16 protein-coding genes are annotated in these 21,970 nt (G+C 37.7%); 7 read left to right on the top strand and 9 right to left on the bottom strand.

Going from position 1 to position 21,970, the window contains the following annotated elements; genetic code table 11:
• The first annotated feature begins 369 nt into the window (after positions 1 to 369).
• Positions 370 to 3,354 (top strand): TonB-dependent receptor, encoded by a 2,985-nt coding sequence (locus CXF88_RS12600; protein ID WP_101087148.1) that lies wholly within the window; start codon positions 370 to 372, stop codon positions 3,352 to 3,354.
• Between the two features lie 607 nt (positions 3,355 to 3,961).
• A complete protein-coding gene (locus CXF88_RS12595) occupies positions 3,962 to 4,840 on the top strand; it encodes an NAD(P)-dependent oxidoreductase (RefSeq protein ID WP_101087147.1) in 879 nt (292 codons plus the stop codon).
• Between the two features lie 221 nt (positions 4,841 to 5,061).
• Here the strand turns inward: CXF88_RS12595 and CXF88_RS12590 are convergent, their stop codons facing one another.
• The 3 genes from CXF88_RS12590 to CXF88_RS12580 form a co-directional block, all read right to left on the bottom strand.
• Complete coding sequence (locus tag CXF88_RS12590; RefSeq protein WP_101087146.1) at positions 5,062 to 5,241, bottom strand: hypothetical protein; 180 nt, start codon at positions 5,239 to 5,241, stop codon at positions 5,062 to 5,064.
• 265 nt (positions 5,242 to 5,506) lie between these two features.
• Entirely contained in the window at positions 5,507 to 8,257 is a 2,751-nt protein-coding gene (locus CXF88_RS12585) for a PAS domain-containing protein (RefSeq protein WP_101087145.1), read from the bottom strand.
• Positions 8,258 to 8,260: 3 nt separating this feature from the next.
• The gene (locus CXF88_RS12580) at positions 8,261 to 8,668 is read right to left on the bottom strand and encodes a response regulator (RefSeq protein ID WP_101087144.1); all 408 of its coding nucleotides are present in this window, start codon (positions 8,666 to 8,668) and stop codon (positions 8,261 to 8,263) included.
• Between the two features lie 219 nt (positions 8,669 to 8,887).
• Between CXF88_RS12580 and CXF88_RS12575 the strand changes: the two genes are divergently transcribed.
• Positions 8,888 to 9,568: an Hpt domain-containing protein gene (locus CXF88_RS12575; RefSeq protein WP_101087143.1), complete on the top strand. Its 681-nt coding sequence runs from the start codon at positions 8,888 to 8,890 to the stop codon at positions 9,566 to 9,568.
• Positions 9,569 to 9,811: 243 nt separating this feature from the next.
• A complete protein-coding gene (locus CXF88_RS12570) occupies positions 9,812 to 10,165 on the top strand; it encodes a YkgJ family cysteine cluster protein (protein WP_101031310.1) in 354 nt (117 codons plus the stop codon).
• A gap of 187 nt (positions 10,166 to 10,352) precedes the next feature.
• Here CXF88_RS12570 and CXF88_RS12565 read toward each other — a convergent pair whose 3' ends face one another.
• A complete protein-coding gene (locus tag CXF88_RS12565; RefSeq protein ID WP_101087142.1) occupies positions 10,353 to 11,357 on the bottom strand; it encodes a DUF4382 domain-containing protein in 1,005 nt (334 codons plus the stop codon).
• A gap of 372 nt (positions 11,358 to 11,729) precedes the next feature.
• Here CXF88_RS12565 and CXF88_RS12560 point away from each other — a divergent pair, with 372 nt between their 5' ends.
• From CXF88_RS12560 to CXF88_RS12555, 3 genes are read left to right on the top strand one after another with little or no spacing between them, the layout of a single operon-like run.
• The gene (locus CXF88_RS12560; protein WP_101087141.1) at positions 11,730 to 12,320 is read left to right on the top strand and encodes a hypothetical protein; all 591 of its coding nucleotides are present in this window, start codon (positions 11,730 to 11,732) and stop codon (positions 12,318 to 12,320) included.
• Between the two features lie 17 nt (positions 12,321 to 12,337).
• Positions 12,338 to 12,508 carry a hypothetical protein gene (locus CXF88_RS21990; RefSeq protein WP_197708437.1) on the top strand — a complete coding sequence of 57 codons (171 nt, stop codon included), beginning with the start codon at positions 12,338 to 12,340 and terminating at the stop codon, positions 12,506 to 12,508.
• Positions 12,509 to 12,550: 42 nt separating this feature from the next.
• The gene (locus tag CXF88_RS12555) at positions 12,551 to 14,416 is read left to right on the top strand and encodes a DNA phosphorothioation-associated putative methyltransferase (protein WP_197708436.1); all 1,866 of its coding nucleotides are present in this window, start codon (positions 12,551 to 12,553) and stop codon (positions 14,414 to 14,416) included.
• A 42-nt stretch (positions 14,417 to 14,458) separates the two neighbouring features.
• Here the strand turns inward: CXF88_RS12555 and CXF88_RS12550 are convergent, their stop codons facing one another.
• Genes CXF88_RS12550 through CXF88_RS12530 form a run of 5 tightly spaced genes read right to left on the bottom strand, consistent with a single transcriptional unit; the run spans position 14,459 to position 21,703 of the window.
• Complete coding sequence (locus CXF88_RS12550) at positions 14,459 to 14,914, bottom strand: hypothetical protein (protein ID WP_101087140.1); 456 nt, start codon at positions 14,912 to 14,914, stop codon at positions 14,459 to 14,461.
• Between the two features lies 1 nt (position 14,915).
• Positions 14,916 to 16,967, bottom strand: coding sequence for an AAA family ATPase (locus CXF88_RS12545; protein ID WP_101087139.1), 2,052 nt, complete (start codon positions 16,965 to 16,967; stop codon positions 14,916 to 14,918).
• Entirely contained in the window at positions 16,954 to 17,184 is a 231-nt protein-coding gene (locus tag CXF88_RS12540; RefSeq protein WP_101087138.1) for a CxC ATPase DNA modification system associated small protein, read from the bottom strand. The genes CXF88_RS12545 and CXF88_RS12540 overlap by 14 nt, the downstream gene beginning before the upstream one ends.
• Positions 17,184 to 19,343, bottom strand: coding sequence for a DEAD/DEAH box helicase family protein (locus CXF88_RS12535; RefSeq protein WP_101087137.1), 2,160 nt, complete (start codon positions 19,341 to 19,343; stop codon positions 17,184 to 17,186). Before CXF88_RS12535 ends, CXF88_RS12540 begins: the two co-directional genes overlap by 1 nt.
• 8 nt (positions 19,344 to 19,351) lie before the next feature.
• Positions 19,352 to 21,703 carry a DUF262 domain-containing protein gene (locus CXF88_RS12530; protein ID WP_101087136.1) on the bottom strand — a complete coding sequence of 784 codons (2,352 nt, stop codon included), beginning with the start codon at positions 21,701 to 21,703 and terminating at the stop codon, positions 19,352 to 19,354.
• Positions 21,704 to 21,970 lie beyond the last annotated feature (267 nt).

Here is a 21,970-nt window from a genome sequence, read left to right as displayed (position 1 = left end):
GCTACAACATGAACTGTCGCCAAATTGTAATACCAATATAAAAACTTACATTACCAATTCTCTTGGTTATTTTTAGCTCTGTAAAACCAGCATTCATCACAAATAAGCATAAATATTACACTCTTCAAGTGACGCATCTCTGTTTTAAACGCTATAGTCACAAGCCAGAGTACAACAGCATTGCTGGATAACGACTGATAGATTAAAGACATCATCGTATAAATTTGAAGAGACATAATTTGGTAAGACAAATAAATTAATTTGGTAATGATCAATTGCAATTGTTGGTAACGTGTTATATAAATGTATCTGTTGATTAAAACAACAACATTGGTAATACCAAAACAAACAATTTCTTTGGGGGGAATTATGAAGTTGAATAAAATAAGCGCCATGTTCAGTGGTGCTAAAAACAAAGCCAACAATATAACCATTTTTGGCGCGACTTTAACAGCCATGTTAACCATGCCAGCATTAGCTGCAGAACCAACAGCACAAACTGAAGCAGAAAAAGTTAAAGCAAGTGAAATTGAAGTTATTGCTGTTCGAGGCATATTTGGCAGCTTAAAAGCCGCTAACTTACTTAAACGTACAGACGAACGAATTGTCGATGTTATCGTTGCCGAAGATATTGGTAAATTACCAGACAACAACATTGCAGAAGCATTGCAACGTATAACAGGTGTTTCTATTGAATCTGATTTTGGTGTAGGCGAATCAGTCACGATCCGTGGTGTATCAGAAAACCTCATTTTGCTTAATGGCCGTTCAACAGCAGGCCCTGGGCGAGGCGGTATTAGTTTAGATGACTTCCCTGCTAGCTTCTTAAAAACAGTTGAAGTGATTAAATCTCCAACGCCTGAAATGATTGAAGGTGCTTTAGGTGGCACAGTTAACATGCAGACAGTACGCCCATTAGAACTTAGTGAGCCGCTAATTGCGATTACCCTCGACGGTGAATACGCAGACAAAACTGAAAATGTTGCACCTAACTTTACCGCCGCAATCGGTAATAGCTGGGATTTAGGTGATGCCGGTACCTTCGGTGCTGCAGCTAACGTATCGTACCAAGACCGTGAATTACGTCGTGACGAGTATTTTAACAAGGTTGATTTACAAGACGATATCGATTTAGACGGTGATGGCACTGTTGATGTATCTGGTGGGCCTAACGGAAAATACCTTCGTAGAACAGAAAGTACAGTAGAACAAAAAACAGAACAACGTGAACGTACAGCATTTGGTTTATCACTACAGTGGGCGCCAACCAGCGAAGATCTTAATTTCTACGTTGACATGAACTCGACAAAACTGGATGGCGGCCAAGCGGCTTATTCAATTCTCGATGTTGGTGGTACTGTGGTGCCAAGAAGTGATTCCTACTACGATGGTAATGGACAACTGCAAAATTACGACCTAAGTGGCGTATTGGTTATTCCTAAAACCTGGAGTGACTTTACAACATCAGAAACAACTTCTCATGCTATTGGTGGTGAGTGGAATATTACTGATAACATCGAAATCTCGGGTGAATATTCAATCTCGAAATCAGAAGAACGTCAAACAGCTTCTGAATTTAACTTACGTCCAATTGAACGCACAGACCCTACCCTTGATTTAGTCACACATACCAGCACAGCAAGCATGACTAATGGTAGTGGCATTCCATCTTATGTCTTTGAAGACACCGGTATGTTAACTAATCCAGACAACTTGGTATTCCGTGAGTTTTACCACAAAACATTAGACACAGATAACGAAGAACAAGCATTACGCTTTGACTTTAAAATCCATGATGTAGGTGTAGATTTTATCTCTGCAATAAAAACAGGTGTTCGTTTTACCGATAGAGATTACAGTTCAAATCGCTTTGACTTAGCACCTAACGGAACCACGCTTAAAGATGCTTATAAAAAAGCTAAAAACGCAGACGGTTTATACAGCCCAACCTGGATTGATAACCCAATTATCAGCGATAGCTTTAAAACAATAAACGCCAGTAACTCGTTCGACCAAACCGGTATTGCGGGTCAAAACGACTTATTAACATACAACGTGTATGACGCTGAAAAGCTGCAAGATGCTCAAGCAACCTATTTGTTAGCTCAGCAAATGCTAGCAGGTACCACTTATGCAATGAACGGTACTTTAGCTGACAACATGGTTGAAGACACTGGCGCCTATAAGTTCATCAACGAAAAGACTCGTGCTATCTATGCACAGTTTCATTTAGATTTTGATGACATTACTGCAGTGGTTGGTGGGCGTTATATTCAAACAGAATTAGAATCAAGCATTGTCGATTCTGTAGACAGTAACGGTAACAAAATCCTCAATACTGGTAGTAACGATTATTCAGACTTTTTACCTAGCTTGAATGTTACCTACACTTTATCAGAAGAAACCTTAATGCGTTTTGCGGCTGCTAAAGTGATGCGCCGTGCTGATTTTGATGAATTAAGTCCTGCATTATCAATCGATAACTCTTTAGTTACCGGTACTCAAGGTTCGTACCAGTTAGAACCGTATCGTGTTACTCAATATGACCTTTCTGTAGAGCATTACTTCGGCGATGGTGGTTTACTTTCTGCAGCAATTTTCTATAAAGACGTTAACTCGTTCACCCAAACCGACAGCAGCTGTTTAGCTGACTCAAGCACGATAAGCGGACAAAATACCACGCAGTGGAATAATATTTGTTTACTTAACACCGCGGGTCAAAGCCAAGGTGACATTGTTAATGCGACTCAAGACCAAGGTTTAGCATATGTTGATGCTCAAAAAGCCGCAGGTCAAACGGGTATCGTCATCGACACTGATGTGAATGGTGGTAGCGGTGAAGTCAGAGGTTTGGAATTAGGTTACCAGCAACAGTTCAGCTTTTTACCCGGCATTTGGGCAGGTTTAGGTGTTAACGCAAACTATACCTATGCAGATAGTGAGCAACCCGATGGCAATCCATTACTGAATATTTCTAAGCACACCGCTAACACTCAAGTTTACTGGGAAGGTGAAGAAGTTCAGTTACGTTTAGCCTACAACTGGCGCGACCGTTATTTAGACGACCAAAGCACCAAGCGTGTACAAACTGTTGGCGCTTTAGGTTATAACGTTTTCAACCAGAATGACCCTTCTGCTGACAACTACGACCCTACCGTGGGTAACAGCTACCGAGAAGATAGAGGCCAACTTGATTTTTCAGTTAGCTGGGATATCAACGAAAACTTCACTGTTGTAGCCAATGCGGTAAACCTAACGGGTGAACCAATTGTTTATACTACTGAGCTAGATTCTATCTGGGCTTACAGTGAAGCAGACCGTCGCTACACTCTTGGTGTTCGAGCTAAGTTTTAATCAACTGATGTCTTAAAGTAGAGCCTATCAAATTGATAGGCTCTACCATTAACGACAACAATATTATTGACCGTCACTACAAACGATATTAGAGCGTTAAATGGATCTGACACTAGCAGCGGCTTAACGCGGTACGTATGTGCAGAGTCATATAAACGATTTATTAGTTGATAAAAATGTCGAATTACAAATAGCGATACCTTGCTACCACACCATCATTAATTCTAGTTTTAGTTAACAACCAACAACGCCACCCTTACCAATCACATTTTTGGTATAACCTTGGTAAGATAATTGGTTGACAAAAATCTTAGTATTACTTACAATTTTGTAATACCACTTGATAACCAATTCAAGCAAGAGTAAGCAAGAGTAAGCATCATTGTTACCGATATTTTCAGTCCGGCAATATTAAATGATAAATAATGAGTCGTTTTTGAAGAGTAAACAGGAATACACCATTTGAAAGGACATTAACCCACTCAATTGGCTTATAGCAATCCTGAACTCAAGATGGCTCTTTATACAAATTACATAGCGCACTGGCACATTCGGTGAGCTGAATAAAATTGAAATACGCATTTACCAATATATTTAGGAGTTAGACATGACAAAGCCAGTCATCGGTTTTATCGGCCTTGGCCTTATGGGCGGCAACATGGTTGAGAACTTACAAAACAGAGGTTACCAGCTAAATGTAATGGACCTTAACAAAGAAGCGGTTGCTACATGTGTTGCTCGCGGTGCAAAAACCGTAACGACAGCAAAAGAACTTGCTGCATCTAGCGACATCGTTATGCTGTGCTTAACCACATCTGCCGTAGTTGAAAAACTGGTTTATGGTGACGATGGTATTCTCGCGGGCATTAAAGAAGGTTCTGTACTAGTTGATTTTGGTACATCAATTCCTTCATCTACGCGTAAAATTGGTGCAGACCTTGCGGCAAAAGGCGCTGGTATGATTGATGCCCCACTCGGCCGTACTCCTGCTCACGCTAAAGACGGTTTACTCAACATCATGGCAGCTGGCGATCTTGAGACCTTTAATAAGGTTAAGCCAGTATTAGACGAGCAAGGCGAAAACGTATTCCATTTAGGTGCATTAGGCGCAGGTCACACGACTAAGCTAATCAACAACTTTATGGGTATGACTACCGTTTGTGCTATGTCTCAAGCCTTTGCTGTTGCAGATCTTGCGGGTGTTGACCGTGCGCAACTGTTCGACATCATGTCAGCGGGTCCATCTAACTCACCGTTCATGAAATTCTGTAAAAACTATGCAGTAGACGGTGTAAGCGATTTAGGCTTCTCTATTGCTAACGCTAACAAAGATCTTGGCTACTTCTTAAAAATGGTAGAAGACTTAGGCACAGAATCTAAAATTGCTGAAGGTTCATCTGCTAATCTACAAGCTGCATTTGACGCGGGTTTAGGTAACGGCAATGTACCTGAGATATTTGACTACTTTGTAAAACTAGCCAAGTAATTCATAACGCTGAGTGAATAAAACCTTTTCATCTGTGACGATTGCAGATGAAAAGGTCTATATCAAAACTAAAGCCAGCTTAAACTAAAGCCAAAACTAAAACTAAAAATATCATTAAGACTCTACATTGCCCTTCGCTACACAACCTTTCACTGCAGCACTTTTAACTTCACCACTCTTCACTACACTTCTGTTGATTAAAAAAGTCACTCTGTATAAAGTCATTCGGTATAAGTGTTATTACTGCTGCCAATACCGCTACGACTACCGCTACGATTACCGCTAACGTCTACAGTATCGATTTCAATACTCATCAACGCTTCGACTTTATGTTCCGCGTAACACCAATGCATGCTAGTTAAACATAATATAATCGCAGACTTCAATATCCATGAGTGCATCAAAACACCAACTGATTTGCCGTACGATTACAGCCATCACTTCTTCTGTATTGATATTATTTAACAATGGATCAGGACCATTGCCTCTCTCGAGTCATGCATGTCGACAACGGTTGTTTCAAATCACACTCAGATTAAGTCACCATTTTATTATTATCACTAATGGTCAATACTAGCTGGTTGCTCTGAATATAATGTTGTCGAAATGTGTTGCCAAATCCATACTTATGTAGCGGTAGATCAAACTCACGATATTGTTTTTTCGTTAAACAGATAAGGGTAATCTAACAAAAAACCGAGCGCCACAGCCGGGTTCGGAGCGATAGTCAATGCTTCCGTTCATTGCTTCAACAAGCTCCTTACAAAGGGCTAAGCCTAAACCCGTGCCTCCTTTCACTTTAGAGCTGCTTGCATCTGCTTGCGAAAACTTTGCAAATATTTTGCTCTTAAAATCTTCAGGGATTCCGGCTCCTTGGTCTTGTACAGCAATTTCAATTTCATCAGAAGTGACAGTCGCAGACAATATTACACTCCCCGATTCGGGAGAAAATTTAACCGCATTGGATAGGAAATTAGTCAGAATTTGTAACAGACGATGCTCATCAACATATACAAACAATTCATCTATTTGCTTATCTACATGTAACGCTAAAGTAATTTTATGCAGGTCGGCGTATGGTTGATGATCATTGATAGCTCTTTGTAAAAGTGGAACTACATTTAATCGTTTCATTTCAAACAACATTTTACCAGCAGCCAGTTTTTCAATATCTAATAAGTCATTGATCAAACGACTAAGCTGCTTGCAGTTACTGCTCGCAATCTCAACCAACTTCTCCGCTTTTGCAGGTAGTGTGACCAACTTACCAGACTGCAATAAACTTAATGCGCCATAAATTGATGTTAACGGAGTGCGAAGTTCATGACTCACGGTTGAAATGAATTCATCTTTAATTTTCTGTAATGTCATCCGCTCGGTAATATCTTGCATAGAACCTATCATTATCTTATCCGGATTCTGATCTTCGGCAACCAGCTGTCCTAATTCATGTACCCAGCGAACATCCCCATTAGGGCGGATGATTCGGTAAACTTCGTTAACAATACCTGTCGAACGAGTCTGCTGCTCATTTTTAAGCACTTTATCGATATCGTCAGGATGAACAGCATTTTTAAACAATGTAGAACTCGGCACCACATCTTCAGCGTTAAACCCAAAAATTTGATAAATAATAGGTGACCACCAAAATGTTCCATGCTCAAGCGATGCATGCCAATAACCAATTTTGGCTTGCTCACTCGCTAAATCAAGGCTTTGTTGAGTAACATTCAGCTGAAGATTGAGATCCTCAAGTTTTAGATAGTATTCTTTAGTTTGGGTAATATCATGAATATAGCCATGCCATAACGTACTACCATCTGGCATCCTTTCCGGTGTTGCTCTGCCTAATAACCATATTATCGATTTGTCATCCCGGTAAACACGATATTCCTGTTCCCATATAGTCAGTTGTTGGCTAGAGACTTCAATACTCTGAACAACTGCAGGAACATCTTCAGGATAAATTGTAGAAAATGCATTGGAAGCATCTGTAAGAACATCTTCCGGTTTAACACCATAAATATCTTCGATTCCAGAGCTAGCATATGGGAATGCGCTACGTCCGTCTGGCCACACCTGATACTGATAAACCACACCCGGAAGCTGCTGTGTCAGTTTGTATAATTGGTCTTGCAGTTTTTTTTCTTTGCTAACATCCATAACAAAACCGTCAAGGTGTTGAACGACACCGTTGCTGTCATATTCAGCAGCGCCGCGTTCTTCTACCCATATAACAGATCCATTTTTATGCAAAAGACGGCAATTAAATACCCAACTAGAATGACTAAGCACAGCTTTTTCGATGACTTCAAATACCAATGCCCTGTCATCAGGATGAACCATACTAACAATACTGCGCTGACTGTTATTGATAAAATCGCTGGCAGGATAGCCTGTAAGTGCATAAATATGTTCACTCATATACAGCATGGTCCAATGTTCATCATGCAGACATCGGTAAGTCATTCCCGGTATATTGGCAACCAAGGTCTTAAACTGATCTCGGCTTTGTAATAATGCTAAGTTACTATTATTTTCTTTGGTGATATCAGCATGTGTGCCATACATCATCAGTGGCTTACCATCTGCGGTATAAGAAACGACTTTGCCTCGATCATGCGCCCATACAAAATGGCCATCTTTGTGCTTCATTCTGCATTTAACGTCATAAAATGGAATTAAGCCATTGAGGTGATCATCTAAAGCTGCATCTGAATAATCCAGGTCATCGGGATGTATCATGGATAACCAAGTATCAATGGTAATGGGTTCTAGCTCGGCAAGCGTATAACCGATAATATCAGCCCAACGTTCGTTGCAATGGGTTTCACCCGTTTGAATATTCCACTGCCAAGTACCGATCCTCGTTCCGTCAAGCACCGACCTGTACATTTGCTCGCTTGCCACTAATTGCTCATGTGCTTGATCTTGTAATCTATCAATAATTTCTTGTTCAATACTTTTAGCAAAACCGTATGCAATATCTCGTTCTTTGTCAGTGAACTGGCGAGGTTTGCTATCAATAAAGCAAAGTGTGCCAATTTTTTCACCATTACACACTAAAGGCACACCGGCATAAAATCGGATAAACGGCGCAGAGACAACTAATGGATTGTCAGCAAACCGACTATCAAGCAGAGCATCAGCAACTTCAAAAATACCATCGCCTAAAATGGTATGGCCACAAAATGAAATATCTCTGCTTGTCGCGCATGCATCTAAACCTTGTTTCGACTTAAACCATTGGCGATTGGAGTCTACCAATGAAATAAGCACAATTTCCGTGCCTAAACAAAGTTGAGCTAAATGCGTTAAACGATCAAAACGTTCTTCTGGGCCCGTATCTAACAGCCCAGTATTATTTAGCGCGGTAAGTCTTTCTGTCTCGGAAATAGGAAATACAGGAGTTTGCATAAGTTACTCTTGATTGTGGATGTCTTGAGAGATTAAGCTAGCTTGATAAATAGATTCTAACCTATCACCTAGACTCATAGCATCGAAGGGTTTTTCAATCACAGCAACTGCACCAACATCCAAATATTCTTGTTTTTCAGACTCCTGAATCCTCGCGGTCATAAAAACAGCTGGAATGTTTAAACAATTTGGTTTTTTACGAATTTCAATCAGCGTTTGTATACCATCCATACCCGGCATCATGGCGTCTAACAATATTAAATCTGGTGCGAAAGCCTCCACTTGGCTAATGGCCTCATGTCCGCCATCACAAGCCAACAGGGTAAATCCAGATATATCAACGAGAGCCATTTCAACAATGATTCGAATCGACTCATCATCCTCTACGTGTAAAATTTTATCTAATTGCATGCCGACTCCAGTTTGATTGGCGTAAACCCCAAATATGTCGAATTTTATCGACTAATATTGCATTATAATTATTGTTGAAGCAAACTAAGCTATTGATTAACAATAAATCCTAACTTTTTATGATGATAGGACATCCATTGAAACTCAATAATACAGTAAACTGCTGTTATCTTTTCTATAGTGTACTTAGAAAGTCATCATGTTCCGAGAGTCATAGATATGAAATCTACTAAAATTACTGCTCATCAGCAGCCCCTTGATGAAATGAATAAACATGACGTTAATAATTTTAGATCAGAATCTGATAATAAGGAGCTAGAAAGTTTACTTAAGCCTTTTGGTGGTAATGAAAAGTTTTATCGGCGTTTACTAAAGGTTTTTGAAGCAAATCTGGATCAGCAACTGAATAATCTAGAACAGATGATCTTGCAAAACAGCACCAATGAGATATTGGTCATTGTTCATACCCTTAAAGGGACTTCTGGGACAGCTGGCTTAACATCAATCTATCAAGCCTTATGTGCCTGGGAGATAAAACTCAAGGACGCGAATAGTTCAAATGCTTTTGAGATACTTTGTGTCGAACTGGCGCCCCAGTTACATTCAGTGACACAAGCTGAACTGTCAAAAATCCATGCTTTATTAGCAGAAAAAGACGTTGAAACACAACGCCCAACAGTTGATTATTCAATCCCAGAGCTCACCGCGATGCTCGCAGAACTGAAACAACACCTCGAAAATAACAATCTAGAAGCGGTGAATATCATCCTAAATCTACAAAATATGTTGGCTAATAATTTATTGGTTAAGCATGAATTAGCAGTGCTATATGATGCAGTAGAAATATTAGATTTCGACAATGCACTTGTTGCATTATCTTCATTATCCAACAAGTTGTAATAGCCATTTAGCCGTTACTTGGTGTAAAAGCAGATTTATCTTTGATGCCACTAGGCAAATATTAAACAAAAAGTGTTATTCCACTAATATACCATCCTGCACAAAGGGTCCATTGCTACTAAATAAGTGACTACTAAATAAGTGGCGACTAAATAAGTTGCGGCCAAATATATACCTTGGCAACTTTTAGTCAGCCCACTATCGACGTATAATGTCCGCGAACTCTTTAAACGTTAGGCATTAATGAAAAATAACATAGAGATAGTCGATCTGCTGCGTGAACGCATTCCGTCATTTGAATGTAAGCCAGGTTGTCACGATTGTTGTGGTCCAGTAACCACATCTTCAGAAGAAATGGCACGCCTCCCCTTTAAAACTAACGCCCAACATGAAGCCGCATTAAAAGAGTGGAACTGCGTATACTTAGGTCCAAATGGTTGCGAGGTTTATGAAGAGCGCCCATTGATATGTCGTGTTTTTGGCACAACACCACGTATGCCTTGCCCTGAGCACCGTCGACCGGAAGTGATGATTGACACAAAAACTGAGGCGCAGATCCATCACTATATCGCCAACACCCGCCAAGTACTGGTTTGACATTTAATCTGTAGTAAATACAGCAGTGATAGAACCTGCCAGAACAGATAATATTTATGTCTGGTAAAGCGGCATAGGAATACCAGTCAATGCATTAACAAGGCATGCCAACGACACACGAACAATGATTATGCTGGCATTTTCGTATTCACGAAAATGCCAGCATAAGACTAAATGTTAGATGAGCTTAAAACTCACCATTCGCGACAGTACCATTTGTCACTTCAATATCTTGTAAATCAGCATGTAAAAAGAAAGGACTTTCTACATCATCAAGTGTATTTTTTACATCTGGATCATCGTACTGTGCAACACAGGTGTAACCCAGACTATAATTACCCGCTACCACAAAACCAAACTCATAGCCTTGGCCTATCACTTGATTGTTTTGATCTAAAATAGCGTTAACTCTTGCAGAAGCAATAGGCGCAGCGTCTGGAGCAACGACGGCATCAATATTAAAATCAGCCATATTTTCTAATAGCGCAGTATCTTGATATAAATAAACCGCATGGCTAAATGCACTTCCGCCAGCGGCAACTTCACATTGAGTCATCATGTCAGCAGGAATACTTCCCTCAATCGCACCAACTTCAGAAATGTTATGTAACTGCACCGACGTAGGTTTTAAAGTCCAGTAGTCTTTATTGCCATGGGGGTCTTGTAATCCACTAGACAGATCAAACTCAGCAACAAAGCTATTTGTGCCTGCTGCAATCGTAAATGCCTTATTAAAAAATAGCCGTCCAGTATCGGTATCCGTTGCACCGACTCCGCCACATGAACCATTACTGTTTGTCGTTAAACCAAATAAATTATCGTCATTGGTTATGACATATGAACTGTCCGCATTCGGGGTTTCACTTCTTTGCATATAAATACACATTTGGTATTCACCAACAGGAATACTTTGCCCACTCACAAGTGTGTCAACTGCTTGCCCTTGAAATTCAAGTAAATTAACTTGTTTCAAAGCACCATCATCTGACACATCAAACGAAATACTCCCCGAGTCATTTTTTAACACAACTTGTTTAAAAGCGATCGTCACGTCTTTGGCATCACTTGGGTTATCTGATACACCTAAACTAAATACCCCCATTTGAGGAGAGTCTGTTTTATCGTCACTCCCCCCACAAGCTACCAGTAAAGTCGATATCGAGACGGCAAGTAACGTACTAAGCTTTTTCATAATAAACCTCATTAATGGTGCATTTTTTACTGTTTGTTTTACAACTGTAAAAAGTATTGATCACTAAATAAATCATGTTCGATTTTTATACAATCAAAACTCAATAACCCTGTAAGTATTCAATTCAGCAATATGGGCTGTTTACTGAGCTCTATGACAAAGCTCAGTAAATAACAAAGCTCAGTAAACAATTAAATTATTATATTTTTTTGATAAACAAAAATTAACGGCAATTTAACACCCATTTCACTTCAAAAAATATGATATTAAACGATATTTAATCAATCTCACAACCATCCCACAGTTCCATCTAGCCAGCTTGAGCAATAAGCGCTATTGTTGTCCCAAATGAACGTACACGATGGATTTTGATTGTTTACCTATAATATCAACGGTAAAGCCAGCCGCTTTTTCACTTACGCAGATCTCATTAATTGTGGTGCAACCGCGCTCGAACATAATATTGAAAACCTGCCATTACAACCTGACACCTGGCGCGCCCTGAGTTTATTGGCCACTCAAATACTGGACCCAATTGTCGACAAATTTGGCCCATTGCGTTTAACTTATGGTTTTTGTTCACCCGAGCTTGTTAGAAAAATAGCTAAAAACCGTAATCCGCATATTGCCCCAAAGCTTGATCAGCACTGCTCGCACGAGCTCAATCAAAATCAAAAAATCATCTGCGACCGCCTAGGTGCCGCCTGTGACTTTACCCTAGTAAGCAGCAACAATGGCCAACCGATTGATATGCAGCAAGTTGCACTATGGATGTGTGAAAACCTGAAATTTGATCGCCTGTACTACTACGGTAAAAACCGACCAATACACATCAGCATTGGCCCGCAAATGAATCAATTTATACAAACCATGAAAACCAATGCCGACACCGGCCACCGCGTTCCGTCTAAAAAAGGCCGTGATGAAACGGCAATCGCGGTGATCCAGCAAGTGGGTTATTAACAGCAACACGAGGCTACATGGATAAACCTCAAACAGAAATAGATGAAACGTCGCAATGGCTAAACAGTAAAGACACTATGCGGCTGCTAAAAATATCCTCTTGTCATTTAATGCATATGCGCCAAGCTGGAACAATTAAGCACAAAAAACAAGGCAACAGTTTTTGGTACTTAATCGAACAAAAGTAAACCTCGTTGAGATTTATCACCTAAACGAAATGGAAATACATTATGGATGCAGTTTTATTTAAAAAGCTTGTGACAACAATGCCGCTAGGGAAAAAATTACCCGACGCGCATTATTTACACCAGGACGGCCTCACTGAAATAGATAAACAACTCAGTGGTTTCATCATTGCGGTGAGTAATGCGTTAAAAATCCCACTCGACGATTGGCAAGTCATTAAGCTGAGTAAAGCTGAATTTAAATTATCACTCTTGTCATACCCTACGTTTTTTACCGAAGCCTACCCTGCACTTACGCAAAGCGTTACCGTTGATTTAAGTAAACTTGAACATCGCATCACCCAATACTTGTCCAGCGACAATCCACCTATTCTGCATCGCAAAGAAACCATGTTGCCAAGCTCACATGCCAGTTATGATGAGTTTCAAGCTATTACTCAAGAAGGTGAAAATGCAGGCTTGTATACCAAAAGTCGCATGATAGGCTTTAAACAATCGTGGGAAAAAATAATCCAACAACACGGCTATGAACTCGTCGACGGTCGTCTATTTAGAAGCTCTAGTTTTAGTGTGCAAACAGACAGCAGCAATATCGACAGACATAAAACGGCATTAGTTAGACACGACTTAAGCTCACCAATGAAGCATCTTGCCAAACAAAGTTATTTAAACGGTGATTACAGTGTATTTGACTATGGATGTGGTCGAGGTGACGATTTAAGAGAACTACAAGCGCACGGTTTAGAAGCATTAGGCTGGGACCCAAATTTTTGCCCAGACGCTGACAAAGTTGAATCCGACATTGTTAACATTGGTTTTGTCATTAACGTCATCGAAGATGCAATAGAAAGAACAGAAGCCATACGAGGCGCTTGGCATCTATCTAGAAAGTTATTGGTAGTGTCAGCCATGCTGGCAAACGACAGCTTTATCAGTCAATTTACGCCCTATAAAGACGGTGTCATTACCTCACGCAATACGTTTCAAAAATATTATGCCCAGGCCGAGCTAAAAGGTTATATCGAACGCACGTTAGACGAAAATGCCATCGCTGTCGCACCAGGCATTTATTATATTTTCCGTGACAAAATTGAAGAACAACGCTTTTTAGCAAAGCGGCATCAACGCCATCACCAATGGCACCAAATAACCACACCGACACCAACATCCGAAGAACAAGCCAGATTATTGTTCACTCAACACCAAACCTTGTTAACCGCTTTTTGGGACAGATGTTTAGAGCTAGGCCGCTTACCAGTAGATGACGAGTTTGCTGAATCGGCCAACATCACAATGCATTTTGGTAATGCTAAAAAAGCCTTTAAATTACTGATACAAGTGCAAGGTGAATCAGCTGAACTTGAGTTTGAACAAGCCATAGCCTTAAGACGTGAAGACTTACTGGTATACTTTGCATTGAGTCAGTTCGAACAACACAAAGGTTACAGTCGATTACCCGACGAGCAAAAACGCGACATCAAAATATTTTTTGATACTTACAAGGTCGCCATTAATGAAGCCAAAGTATTATTATTTGCCATCGCAGATACCCAACTAATTGAACAAGCTTGTATCGACGCACACGACAACAAACTGCCTGCTAGTAAACTCAATAACGGTCACTCGTTAGAGTTCCATAAAAAGTACTTAAGTTACCTGCCCGCGTTATTACGTGTCTATGTTGGCGCAGCGGTGCAACTGTATGGCGAACTGGATGAAATCGATCTGGTTAAAATTCATATCACTTCAGGTAAAGTCAGCTTTATGGGGTACGACAACTTCGACACCAGCCCACTCCCAACCTTGCGCGAACGCATTAAGGTTAAGATGTGGCAACTCGATGTCGATTTTTTTGATTATGTGGAAGTAGATAAACGGCCGGTGTTAATGGATAAGCATTGCTATATATAAATAATGTTACTCTAATCAACACAAGCCTAAACTAACTAAATATTAAGTTTCTTGGTTTATCAGAAACTCTAGTGTTTCGTTGAACAAAATATTTTTAACTAATGGTTCACTTATGTTATTCATAACCCAATTATCAATATGTCTCAGACCACCGTTACAATAGCCTTCGAAAACTCCAATTGCCTCTTTCAAATTTTCATCTTTTAAAATATCTAAAGATGCTTTACGCCCAAGTGCTATTAAATAAATATAAGCATCATGTTTTGTTGAAGCATAAGTTTCGAGTAAAATTGATCCTGTATTGGACTTTGAAGTAATTGGTTGGTATTCATCTAATTGAAAACCAACTAAAGCAGCAAATACCATGAACTCTTTAATTGTACTAAAAGCAGAATCGGGATTAGTAGAGTCTTTTGTCGAACAAAACCTTTTTTCAAGCACGTCAAAACAAGAGTCTCTTCTAACAGCAAGTTTACGCCAATCTAATGACTCAGACATTCTAATCTATCTCCTCAATTGTAACTTTATCAAACTCACTGCCGAACCTAACTACATCAAATTGACGCCCTTGAACTGTTAAGTGAGTAGGATATTGACCTTTAAACTCTTCTTCGGTTAAGACAGTATGTTGTACAAGGTTGTACTCTTTACCTATTTTTGACCTAATGCCAACATCAGTATGTGATTCAGTCCATTGAGCTTGAGAAAACATAAAAATGGATTGATCTACAGAATCAGCTATATATCTAACTAGTTCCCTACCATTATCAGGTCCTATAAAAGCAAGTATTGAGTCAGCAATAAATGGCGCAATAGTACCAGGTGTTAGAAGGTGTTTCTTACTATTGGCTCTTCCTTTTGAAAAATCTATCAATGCAACAACAAAAGAGATTGCAAGCATTGCCTGATAACCATTACCGGCAGCAACCTTATCTCCTTGGTTATCGACAATCACCCAAGTAAAACTATCAGAAGAATTACTTGAACTCTTTTTAACGGTATATCCATTAAAGGCAACATTAGAGAAAAAATCGCGCATTTTCTGGAGTAATAATAGATCTACACCAGATTTCGATAATTCAATTTCTTCATTAAAAAGAGCTATTATGTGATCAACAGCTTGAATAAATTTTCTAATTTTTGCAGCTTTAGGTTGTGTAGATGAAAAACGTGAAATTTGTTCATCAATGTATTTAATATCTAATTTTCTTTTTTTGATTGTTTGCTTCAATTGTGGTATTTGGCTATTAAGCTGATCACACTGTAATTTAGCTTCTTTTTTATTCTTTTCAATTTTTTTAATATCGTCTAAATCAGAATCATTTATAATATGACTCAACTCAACGATATCATTTTTAACTTCTTCAATATTAACTTCATAACTATCTATTTTACTTAATAAATCTTGCATTTCTGCTTTTTGAGAGTAGATATTCGAAAGTTTATCTTTCAATTGTAGAGACAATGCCCAGCGTCTCTTTAATTCTGGATCAACAGCATTTTTTCCAAGTTCTTTTAGAAGAGTTGCTGCTGCACTGTCAGCGTTGATATTCGTACCACAAATACATTCGTGATTGTGTATGATTTCACTTAGTAATTGTTTATCTACGCTATAGCGCAATGATTTATTTAATTCTTCAGTATTAATACCATCAAGATCGATATTAGTTAATTTTGAACAAAATGTTTTTAAAGCCCAACCAGACGAGGATTTTAATTTAAAATCAAGTAGTTTGTTGTACTCCCTAATAAGATCATTTAACAATCTTTCTTTTTGAGCTCTTAATTTTATTTTATTTTCAATTACTGTTTGATCAAAACGAGCCAATTGAGAAATTTGATATTCGTACTCTTTCTCTACTATTTCTAGTTTTTTTTCACTATTCTCTAGAGTTACAATATCTTTTTCTAAACATGACTCAATACGCTCTTTATCTGAAACCAACTTATCAATTTCGTTATCAGAATCATACTGTCTCAATTCTTTCTGATAACCAGTTTTAATAGTTCCTAAATGCTTTATTGTAGTTTTTGCTACAGTTAAACCTAGCACTTTGTCAATAGCATCTTTGATATGTGAAAAGTCATTTTGACTACTTAGAGTCCCCGTACCTTCTCCTTGATAGAAAAAATATTGAGACATCTCTTTTGGTAGAAAAGTGTTAATCAACGTATTAGGATTATCCACCGCCCGCTCAGAATAACAACCGTCTACAATTTCAAAGACTTGAACTTTACTTGTCGGATTAACTCTAGATTGACTTCTTCTTACTTCAAGCAGGCGATTACCATGTTCTAACTGTAAATTAACACTAAACGTGTTGATTTTTTGAGTCACTGCATGTTTATTTATTAGATTTCTTGGATCTTGTAAATTATCAGTTGTCTCTTCATATAAACACCATCTAAGTGCATTTAAAAGTGCAGTTTTTCCACCATTATTTTCACCATGAATAAGAGTTACACCCTTTTTCTTTTTCACAGAAAAATCAATAACTTGCTTACCATAAAACTGTCGAAAATTATTAATTTCAAGTTTAATTAATTTCATTAACAATATCTTCCGAATTCGATTCAATAATATCTTTTATTTTCTGTAAATGGCGACTTTGTACTGTTTCACCATAATACAAATCTTTTTCAAATTGTATTATTTGCAATGCAGCTTTATGTACAGCTGATTTCTTTGAATAATTATTGTGTGCAGTTTCTGTTGCAATATCAGCCTCTATCAACAAAGCTTTAAATTCATCTAGATTTAGCTTCATTATTCAATTCCTAATTCAATGAGTTTAAGGTCAATTTCTTGTGAATTAATTGCCGTCAATTTAAAGTCGTTTATCCTTTCTAACTCAGCATTAACCAGATTTTGGCTTATTTTACTTCGACTACCAAGAGGAGGTAATACTACAAAATCGACAATTAACGCCTCATTTTTATCTTTTGACTTTCTGAGTACACGCCCCCTTCTCTGAACATATTGCCGAGGGTTTCTTGTACTAGCTAATATAAATGCACTCTTGCAAACGGGTACATCTATCCCTTCATCCAGCACCTTCATGGCAACTAGTGAGTCAACGATTTGTAATTTAAAGTTAGTCATAATTCTGTTGCGTTCAACACTAGATTCTTGTGAGGTAAATTTAGCGACCTTAAGCCCATATTCATGTAATCTATTCGTCACTCTAGTAATGTATGAGGCTTCATCTCCTTCAGATTTCCCCTCACCAACATAAATTAAAGAGTGTTCCATCGACATATTTTTTGACATCAGATAATTTATCAACGCAGGTAGCTTACCTGAACATGTTGCAAGCAATCGTGATCTCGCACCACATAAACTCGTTAACATAACTCGCTCTTCAGATAACAAAGAATTATTCCTAGCTTTTAAAATCATCTTTTGAATTTTTAAGGAATATTCTTCATATTGTTCTTGTTCGGCATCATCAAGATAAACCGTTACAATATCATAACGATAGGGAGATAAAATACCATCTCGGATTGCATCACTTAAAGAGTATTCACTGATAATCCCTTTAAAATATGTTACTAAGTTTTGCTTTGCTGTATCGGGAAAAGGTGAGCCCTCTACTTCATCGTCTTCATTTCTAAAAGGTGTTGCAGAAAGCCCTATCCGAAACTTGCAAGGGGGAAGAGACTCAAATAAACCTTGTGATCCCAAATGATGGCATTCGTCACCGATAAGCAATATTTTTTCAGGCATTACTTTACATATTTTTGACTGAAAGACATCTGAAGACAATGTTTTATTGACCACGACAATGCAAACAAAACTCAGACTAGCACTGCGAAAAAGTAATATTTTTTTATCTAATATTCGGACCCAATTATCAGAACTTTCATAACACTTAACAGGTATGATGTTAAAGAGCTGCAATTCACTAACCCACTGATTTGCTAATTCAATATATGGGACTGATATTATAACAAATGTAGGTTCACCCTGTTTATGTCTTGTCTCATAAAGCTCTACTAGTGCAGAAATAGAAGTAAATGTCTTACCTGAACCCGTAGCTAATTTAAAGAGTCCACAATAGCCAGATTTTACCCAGCTTTTTATTGCTTCTTTTTGATGATCAAACAATTCAAATGGTCGCCCTTTTACCATTAAAGGTTTTACTGGAAGTTTTGCTTCAGCATCTACTCTAATCAACTCCTGTCGAGACTTTGGAAAGCTATATGAAAAAAATGGTTTCTCCGATTTTGATGTTTTTACAGATGATTCACTACTAAATAATTCACTATATAATTGTTCTATATCAACACTAGATTTAATTTTTTTATAAGCATCTGAGTCTAATGATACGACTTTCACTCTATTTTTTTTGTTGGCCCATAGTAAATTAAAATTATCAATTTCAATTTTACCGTATTCAGCAAATCCAACGCCCCAGCTAAAGAATACTGAAATTTCTTCAGAATTGTAATCTGTCAAGGCGGCAACAGTTTCATTAGCTGAGCCACTAAAAACTACAGTCTCATCGTCTTGATAAAATATTCCTACCTTCTTGTGAAACATTCCTTTATGAGTAAAAGCAAATTTTATATCTAGCTTCTCATTAGCGACTAAATACGTTAGTAATTTTAACTTTTTATTCTCAGTTTCCGATAATAGTTGCACAAATGCTTCTGAACGAGTACTTGAAAGATTAAGCCTACCCTCCATTACTGCTTCATATTCACTATCAGATAAAGGATCGCCAATAATCAACCGCATCTTGCCATTTGATTGAACAAACTTTGAAAGCCCTTCAACTGCGGACACTAGAACCTCTGAAGAAAAGTAACCTACAGCTCTATCATATTGTTTAGCACAAGCAAACAAAGGTACATGAAAGCTATTCAAGATATCGTCTTCGTCTGAATCATACTTAGTTTTCAGATTAAGGGCTGAAAAATTCATTTAAAAAACTACTCCAGCCAACTCTTTAAATTAGTCCAAGCATTCTTTAGTAGAAGCTCCGTTCTTTCATTGATTACTTGCTTATTCCATTCGTCAGCGTAAGTGATCTCAGCATATTTAGTTTCTAGCATTAATACTGCAGCATTTTTTTGTGCTTCAATAGATACTTCACTCTCGCAAGATAAAATACTATCCAATGAATTTATTGAATCATTGCCTAGAGCTTCAAGCATGTGTTGCTTTAAGCTATACCAAGATTTTTGTGTCGTTAAAGAAATACTATTACGCGCATCGATTAAAACATTACCTAGCTTATTAAATTCGTCAAGATTAGCTATTTCAGCATCATTCCAATCACTATGTAAACCTTCACCACCGTTATAAACTTTCTTAATTCTGTCATTACTAGAAATTAAGTCCCACATAATTGGAGATATAAAATTAGATTTAGCATCAACAGTCCGTACAAAACAATTATCCTGTAACGCCATACCATGGAAACCTGCCAAAATTAGAAATTTTATACTCTTAGATTTAGTTAAAAGAGGTTGTTTAGAACAAATATCCAACCATTTATCGTAAGTTCCGTCTTTTGGTGAACCTTTGTCTTCAATTTTACTTTCTAAAGCTTGTCTAAAAAATGCCTTAATAGCATCAACACTAAATTCTTCTGTACTGAGTGAGCTATCTTTTAGCTGATATGCTTTATAGAATACTCCTGCAACATCGAAACCTTTTTCATGAAGTTTTTTATAAACATTATCTATTCCATCTGCACCACCACTCATAGCCCGCCATAGCACGCTGAATGCTGTTACAGCTTTTAGTATTTGTCCAAAGCTCGCTTCAGCTGTACCTGTTAACTCATATTTAGCATCTTGGAGTATAAACTGAACTAATAGGCTCTGGACAATCTCATGCTTCATATCTACTAAATATCGTAAACATACATTCGCAACATCCAGATCTTCTATCGCAACTAAACCTTGTGTGTTTGGAGCTCTTGCCTGCCAGTGATCAAATATAAACGCTGCAGTTTTCCCTAAATAATTTAAATAATAATCTTTATTATCTTTAGGGTTACAGCCCTCATAACTTTTTAACATTGCATCACGTTGATCTCTTAAGTTGGTAATTTTTACTTTACCTTGATAAGCACGAACAAAGCATAAAATTAATGCCTTGACTTGAGCATTTTTCCTTTCACTTGTTATGATGCTTTCAAATCGTTCTGTAATCGAAGTTAGTGTACTTATTGATTCTTCAAGTTCAATTTCCGAAATACCATCCCTACGTTTACTTCCGATGTGCTCTATCACTTTCGGCACAAATGTTTCTATTGCAGTTAATGGTTCGCCTGTAGTATTGAGAGCCTCGAACATATCGAAAGCATATGATTCATTATTAACCTCTACATAAGTAAGGCATACCCGATGTAGCAAAAACTTTGCAAATGCTGTCAGAAAAATAATTTGCTCTATTTTATTATTATTGCTGGAGGCTTTTAGAAGTTTATTATCGACAGGGAAATCTAGGCAAATATCTAAAGTTTCAATATCAACGAAATCAGAGACACTCAATTTTTCTTCAACCTCACCATCAGAGGACATAAATTGAAAACCATTCTGAATGCATTTAAGCTGCTTTCTAATTTCTTTAACATTGTTGATAACACGCTTACTTGAAAGACTTAAACTGGTAAGATCAAACTCTTTGAATGATAAGTCGCTATGTTGATTTATGACATGACGCTGATACGAAATCAGTAACTCTGATAATGGGCTTTGATATGATGCTTTTTTGTCATCTTTACCCCAACAATCCACTTGAGAGCGAATAATTTTAGGTAGATATTTGTAAACAGCATGATCGGCTTGTGTTTCAATAGAAAAATTAGATGTATCTAAGATAAGCTGAGACACAATTTCTCTTAATTCTTCTAGTGCATCTATTGAATAATTATCCTCCTCCTTATCGATTGCTTTTTTTAATACGGGTAACAATATTCTAAACTGCTCATTTAAGCACATGATAATTAATATCAATGTGGACAAGCGTTGTTGTCCATCAATAATTAATTTGATATCTGAAGGAATATGACGTTTCTGTAAAGGATAAACTGTTGAAGCCGCACTATCATCAACACAAAGAATGGAACCGAGGAAAATAATAGCATCGGAAGAGTCAAGAAGGTTTTTAAAAACACTCGCACAATCTGAGAACAAATCCTGAATGTGTTTTTCTTCCCAAGAATACGGCCTTTGATACGCTGGCATGTAAAAACCTGTGCTTTTACGTTCACAAATAACTTCAAAAACTGATTGAGGTTTAGCAGTAAAAATATCTAACGATTTTTGCATTAAAAGTCTCCGAAATTCAAAATCTTATCCAAATAACTAGTAGCTATATGTGGTATAAGAATATGAGCAATTAAAATTTCGTAGTGGCAAAAATTTCAAAGAAGACGTATGAATAGATCTAAGGTTTATCTAATAATCCTTCAACTTAAAGACGAATTCCTTTCGTAGCACTACAATAATATGTTTATATTACTAAAATGAAAATATAGATTTTATGTCTTTATTTTCATAAATTTATCTCATAATCTCTTTTGATACAACAGAAAT

It is taken from the genome of Shewanella sp. ALD9 (assembly GCF_002836315.1).
GTDB lineage: Bacteria > Pseudomonadota > Gammaproteobacteria > Enterobacterales > Shewanellaceae > Shewanella.
The sequence above is the reverse complement of the archived record's forward strand: the minus strand, read 5'-3'. Positions and strand labels throughout refer to the sequence as shown.